Here is a 6,002-nt window from a genome sequence, read left to right on the forward strand (position 1 = left end):
TCAGGTCCTTTCAACGGAAGGATTCAAGTGGTCCAGGAACCACTGCGTGGCGTGGCGAACGACCTCATCGAGCGTGCCCGGCTCCTCGAACAGATGTCCTGCTCCTTCGACGATCACGAGCCGCTTCTCTGCACGCAGGGCATTGTAGGCCCGTTCATTCATGCCGATCACGGGGCCGTCGCGGCTGCCGACGAGGAGCAGCGTCGGCGCCCGCACCGCCGGCAGAACTTCCAGTGCAAGGTCGGGCCGGCCGCCGCGCGAAACGACGGCGGCGACATCTGGTTCAGCGGCTGCCGCCCGCAAGGCCGCGGCCGCGCCGGTGCTCGCGCCGAAATATCCAACAGTCAATTGTGACGTTTCCCGTCTCTGCCGAAGCCAGCGTGTCGCCAGCACAAGGCGTCCCGCGAGAAGATCGATGTCGAACACGTTGTGCCTGTTGTGTTCCTCTTCCGGCGTGAGCAGGTCGAGAAGGAACGTAGCGAGGCCTGCCTGCCTAAGCGCTGCAGCGACGTGATTATTGCGGGGGCTCAGGCGACCGCTGCCGCTCCCGTGCGCGAAGGCCACGATCCCGCGTGCGCCATCTGGAATTCCGAGAAGCCCGGCAAGGCCTTCCGGCTCGATCCGAACTTCTATGGTGTCGCTTGATAGCACCTCTGACATGGCTGCGCTCCGAACAGGTTCGGCCTTTTCGCGGGTCAGTGCTGGCAACGGCGTCATTGGACGCCGTGATGATAACCGAGAAAGGCGCTGATCGTTCCGTAACGGAACATATGACGCGCAATAGGCGCCGGGCGGCGATGGAAAGCAGGAGAGAATGCTTCAACCTCAGGAATAGACCGATCCGGGGCGGGCTGAGGCTGCGCGCCGACCTCCCGAACGGAACACGCCGCGGAACCTCGGACATCGTTCATTGTTCAAGGAAGGACGCTGGAGATACTGACGCATGGCCGCTCGCCAAGGATCGGGCTCGATCCCGGAAACGAATGCCTCCATCGACGCGAAGGCCGCGCCGACGCATGAAAACCCGGAGGCGGAGACATTCTACGCCACGGCTATCGGCGAACTCGCCGCCAGCGGGCTTCCTTTCCTGATCGCCGGCGCCTACGCCGTGAGCGCCTATACGGGAATCTCCCGCGAGACGAAGGATCTCGACATCTTCTGCAAGGCCGGGGACTGCACGCGCATTCTCGCCCTCTTCAAGGACAGGGGATACGCGGTCGAGGTCGAGGACGATCGCTGGCTCGGCAAGGTCTTTCAGGGCAGAAATTTTTTCGACGTCATCTTCTCCTCGTCGAACGGCGCCGTGCCGGTCGGCGATTCCTGGTTCGAGCACGCGCGCGCAATCGAGCTGTTCGGCATTCCTGTCAAAATCATCGGCCCAACGGAACTCGTCTGGTCAAAATCCTTCATCCAGGCGAGGTTTCGCTATGATGGCGCCGACGTAGCCCATCTGCTTCTAAAGGCGCACGACCAGATCGATTGGCAGCGTCTGCTCGCCTACATGGAGGCGCACTGGGAGGTGCTGCTCGTGCATCTGCTGAACTTCCGCTGGAGCTATCCCAGCGAGCGCGCCCATATTCCTGGATCGCTGCTGGATGAATTGCTGGACCGGCTGGCCAAGCAGCGCGAACTGCCCGCTTCCCATATGAAAATCTGCCGTGGCCGGATGTACTCGCTTGCCGATTACGACATCGACGTCGGCGAATGGGGTTTCGCCGATGTGGGCGGCGACGGCGAGTGGCGCAACGACTGATCGCGTCGGGAGTTGTCTTTGCATGGCTGACCGGGAAACGCTCAAAATCGCCGCGATGGGCGACCTCCACGTGAAAGGGGACCAGAACGCGTCCTTCCGCGAGCTCTTCGGAGAGATATCGCACGCGGCCGACGTGTTGGTTATCACGGGCGACCTGACCGACCTCGGCAAGCCGCGCGAGGCTGAGATTCTGACAGAGGATTTGCGCGCTTGCTCGGTGCCCGTCGTAGCCGTTCTCGGCAATCATGACTACGAAAGCGCCGCCGCGGAGGAGGTCAGCCAAATCCTGCGGCATGCAGGCGTGCACCTGCTCGACGGTCAGGCCACCGAAATCGACGGTGTGGGTTTTGTCGGCGTCAAAGGATTCATCGGCGGCTTCGGCCGGCGCATGCTCGGTTCCTTCGGAGAGCCGGCAATCAAGGCAATGGTGGCGGAAAGCGTCAACGAGGCGATACGCCTGGAGAATGCGATGCGACAGGTCCGCACCGAACGTGTCGTGGTGGTGCTGCATTACGCGCCGATCCTGGAAACCGTCGCCGGAGAACCGCCCGAAATCTTCCCGTTTCTCGGTTCGTCCCGGCTTGCCGAAACCATCGATCGTTTCCGCGTGAGCGCCGTGGTGCATGGTCATGCGCATCGCGGCGCGTATGAAGGGCGTACGCCGGGCGGCGCTCCGGTTTACAATGTGGCCGCCCATGTAGAGAAGCCGACTGGCCGCCCTTACGCGCTGCTCGAAATCTGAGCTGTCAGAACAGGCACGCTGCCGGCAGAAATCGCCAGCCTCAGCGGCTTACAGCCAATTCACACAATCGCCCGGTCCCAGCCGCCGTAATGCTCCTTGCTGCGGACGCCGCGCGGCAGGCTGAATCCGATGAGTGCAAGCCCCATCACGACGGCGGCGACCGTTCCGGCGGTCGAAGCCCCGTCGAGCATAAACGGCGAGGCCATGATCCAGGCGCCGAGCGCTACGTTGAGGAACCGCACAGCCCGGACGATCTCCCCCAGCGCGGTGACGGCGACAAGGATGACGAGGCAGCCAACCACATGATCGCTGAAATAGAGCGGCGGCTGGGTGCCGAACGTTAGTGGGGTTGCCATCAAAAGGGCTCCGAGGATGACGCTGGCCACCAGAGTCCACGGGAAGGTCACGCCGCCGGTGATGAAATCGCGCAACACGGTTCCCACCGGGCGGTTAAGGTCGGGTTCGGGCGTCTGGTTTTCCGACAAGGCCGGCCCGCCCATCCAGAAGGTTCGCCAGAACGGCTCGCCGGCTTTCTTGGCGCGCCAGAGATACTGCAAAGTCGCCAGCACCTCGTCGATCGAATACGGGATGAGGATGGCGGTGACGGCCGCCTGGATGATGCACAGCGTGCACAGCGCACCAATCAGCGGCGGCTGTATGATGATGAAGCTGACACTGACGACGCCGAGCGGGATGATCAGCAGGCCGAACAGGAAAACCATCCACGGCATGGTGCGCCAGCGGCGACGGTCGCCGATGGCTCCGGCAAGGATGTCGAGCGCGTAGGCAAAGGCCCCGAGCCCGGCATCCGCGATCGGAAACCCTTTCGAGACCCAGGACGTCACGACGGCCTCGCTGCCGTTCGTGACGGGCGCACCGCCCGGCCCGAAGAATGGATCCCACAAACCGTCTATATGCCCCATTTGGAAAGCCGCCAGGTAACGCGAGACAAACAAGCCGATGAAGGCGAGCGCGATAATTGGAATACGCTGCGTGAAGGACGACGGTGAGTAGCTCCAGCCGAGCGGCCGGTCGTCATCGGCGGCCAGCGCGCGCCGGCTGATACCGGGCGTCGGTGGGACCATCACCGCGAAGGCAACCATCAGCATGCCGGCCAGCGTGTCTATTCCGTAGGCGGCAGCGCTCGTGGTCCAGAACACCAGCGGCGCGAACATCACCCAGATGCCGATCGCCGCTGTAATCCACTGCACCCAGCGCCAGCGACGGCTCATGCCGGCAAAGGCAAAGAGCATCACCAACGCCCCGGACAGGATCTCGCTGATGCCGAGCCACATGTTCCGGAGTCCGGGTTCGGCGATCTCATGTCCCAGAGCTGGAGGAATTGGCGCGGTGACCGGATCGAACAGGCCGAGCATCACAGGCGACGTGACCAACCAAAGTCCGAGCGCGATATTGGCGAGCGGCGCCCAGAGCGTCCACGCCCTGTGCCGTTCCATCGCCGCCTCGACCTCCTGCTCGCTGCGTTCGAGCGGAGCCTGCAGCCGCCTCTCGGCCTGGTCGATCTCGGGCTCCGAAGCCGCGACAACCCAAGATTCGAGCTTGTTCTTGTCATACCAGTCGGTGGGATCGGCCTTCAGCCGGCTGATCATCTCGGGAAGCGTGCCGGTCAGGCTGCGCCGCGGCTGCCAGCCCAGCAGGGCTTTGGCGCGCGAGACGTCGATCTCGTAATGGTCGTCGGAGTTTTCGATCATCCACGGCTTGATGTCGGTGTCCTCCTCCAGAACCTCGGTCTGCAGCCAGGCCCCAAGCTTTGTGAGATTTTTGGGCAGGGCGACTGTCTGCCAGTCCTCGCCATGCACGAGTCGGCCGATCCGCTTCTGCATCTCCTCATAGGATGGCGTCTCTTCCTCGCCGATCAAAAGCACGGTCTCGTCGGGAAGCTCATGCCGTCGGTCGACCGTCCGCACGACCGCGTCGACGAGGTCCTCCTTGTGCAGGTAAGGCTGGCCGCTCTTGATGTCGCCGGCAAAGAGGTAGGCTGTCGGCAGCCGCTCGAAAATCCGGGCGATCTGCTGAGCGATGAATGCGGCGTGGCAGTCTTCGTCATAGACACCCGCGAGCCGCAGCGTCACCGTGCGGATGCCTCCGCGCTCCCTTGCAATCAGCACCTCTGTCTCGGTCTTCGACCGCGGATATGCCCATGCGGGATCGAGTGGAGAATTCTCGTCGATCCGTACGCCCTTCTCCGGGCTCGGCGCGTGAACGAGAAGCGTGCTCGAAAACACGAATTGCTCCGTCTCGAATTCCTTCAGCGCCTGCAGCAGGCGACGCGTGCCCTGCACAGTAACCGCGTCGTATTTCGGATTGTCCTCCCCTGTCGTGTCGTAATAGGCGGCAAGATGAATGACCGACGCGATGCGGCCGCCGGCCTTGGCGCGCACCTGCGCCATCGATTCATCGACGCTCGCGTCGGACGTCAGGTCGATCTCGATGGTGGCCATCCCTTCGATCGGCTTTCTCGGCTGCGTCATGTCGAGGCCGATCACGCGATAGCGATCCTTCAAGCCAAGCGCGATCGCCTGACCGAGGAAGCCGCTCGAGCCGGTGATGAGAACGATCGGATGGCTTGCGTCAGTCATTCCGATTTTCGCTCCTGTAGGCGATGAATCTTCGGGTGATGATTACCCCGACAGGTCGAGTTGACCGTCCGGCGGCTATCGGCATTAGCCCGCCAGGGCTCGCGTAGGCGCAACGTTTCTCCCTTTTGATCCTTGCCGAATGAGGCGAAAACTCCATGTCGCGCGAGTTGTTCCCGGTGGCGCCGATCGCGCACAGCCGGATTGCTAGTCCTGCGTGCGGTTTTCGCTGAAACAAAACCGCTCCTGCACAGTTTCACCCGTCTTGATGCTCGACCGGGAGAACCTTGGACATGAAACGCGCTATCATCACCGCCACAGCGATCCTTGCACTGACCGCCGTCTCAGGCGCCCAGGAACCGCCTTCCGCAACCGCCAAATTCATCAACATGACGGGCGAAGAGAACGGCAGCGCCAAGCTGACTGGAACCGAAGGCGGCGTGCTGATCGAAATCGAGGTGACCGGATTGCCGGCGAGCCAGTGGGTGGGGTTCCATGTTCATGAAACCGGAAGCTGCGATCCTGCAACAGGACACGAGTCTGCAGGCGGCCACTTCAATCCGACCAATGCAAAGCACGGATATAACATCGACGGCGGCCCACATGCGGGCGATATGCCCAATCAATATGTCGGCGCCGACGGCACGCTTCGCGCACAGGTTTTCAACGGATCAGTGCGATTGGACGAAGGCGAGACGAATATCCGCGGCAAGGCTTTGATGATCCACGGCGGACAAGACGACTACGAAAGTCAGCCCTCCGGTGATGCAGGCGACCGTCACGCTTGCGCCGTCATCGAGTAGCGATCAGCCGGCGACGACGATCGAGCCAAGCACGGCGGCATAGGCAATCGCCGCCGACTGGCCGGCCAAAGCGATCGTTATCGGCCCGCTGCCCTCACTGTCAGAGC

The 6,002-nt window shown here is 62.6% G+C and carries 5 protein-coding genes; 3 read left to right on the forward strand and 2 right to left on the reverse strand.

What is annotated here, in order from left to right:
* Entirely contained in the window at window positions 1–660 is a 660-nt protein-coding gene (locus G6N73_RS12290; protein ID WP_206078813.1) for a dienelactone hydrolase family protein, read from the reverse strand.
* A gap of 283 nt (window positions 661–943) precedes the next feature.
* Between G6N73_RS12290 and G6N73_RS12295 the strand changes: the two genes are divergently transcribed.
* Together G6N73_RS12295 and G6N73_RS12300 are read left to right on the forward strand one after the other, a co-directional pair.
* Window positions 944–1,753, forward strand: coding sequence for a nucleotidyltransferase family protein (locus tag G6N73_RS12295; RefSeq protein WP_165027885.1), 810 nt, complete (start codon window positions 944–946; stop codon window positions 1,751–1,753).
* Between the two features lie 22 nt (window positions 1,754–1,775).
* A complete protein-coding gene (locus G6N73_RS12300) occupies window positions 1,776–2,495 on the forward strand; it encodes a metallophosphoesterase family protein (RefSeq protein ID WP_165027887.1) in 720 nt (239 codons plus the stop codon).
* A 59-nt stretch (window positions 2,496–2,554) separates the two neighbouring features.
* On the opposite strand, the gene G6N73_RS12305 is transcribed toward G6N73_RS12300, so the two are convergent.
* The gene (locus G6N73_RS12305) at window positions 2,555–5,095 is read right to left on the reverse strand and encodes an NAD-dependent epimerase/dehydratase family protein (protein WP_165027889.1); all 2,541 of its coding nucleotides are present in this window, start codon (window positions 5,093–5,095) and stop codon (window positions 2,555–2,557) included.
* Window positions 5,096–5,385: 290 nt separating this feature from the next.
* Here G6N73_RS12305 and G6N73_RS12310 point away from each other — a divergent pair, with 290 nt between their 5' ends.
* A complete protein-coding gene (locus tag G6N73_RS12310) occupies window positions 5,386–5,895 on the forward strand; it encodes a superoxide dismutase family protein (protein WP_165027891.1) in 510 nt (169 codons plus the stop codon).
* The last annotated feature ends 107 nt before the right edge of the window (window positions 5,896–6,002 follow it).

This window comes from Allomesorhizobium camelthorni (genome assembly GCF_011045125.1).
In the GTDB taxonomy this organism is placed as follows: Bacteria; Pseudomonadota; Alphaproteobacteria; order Rhizobiales; family Rhizobiaceae; genus Allomesorhizobium; species Allomesorhizobium camelthorni.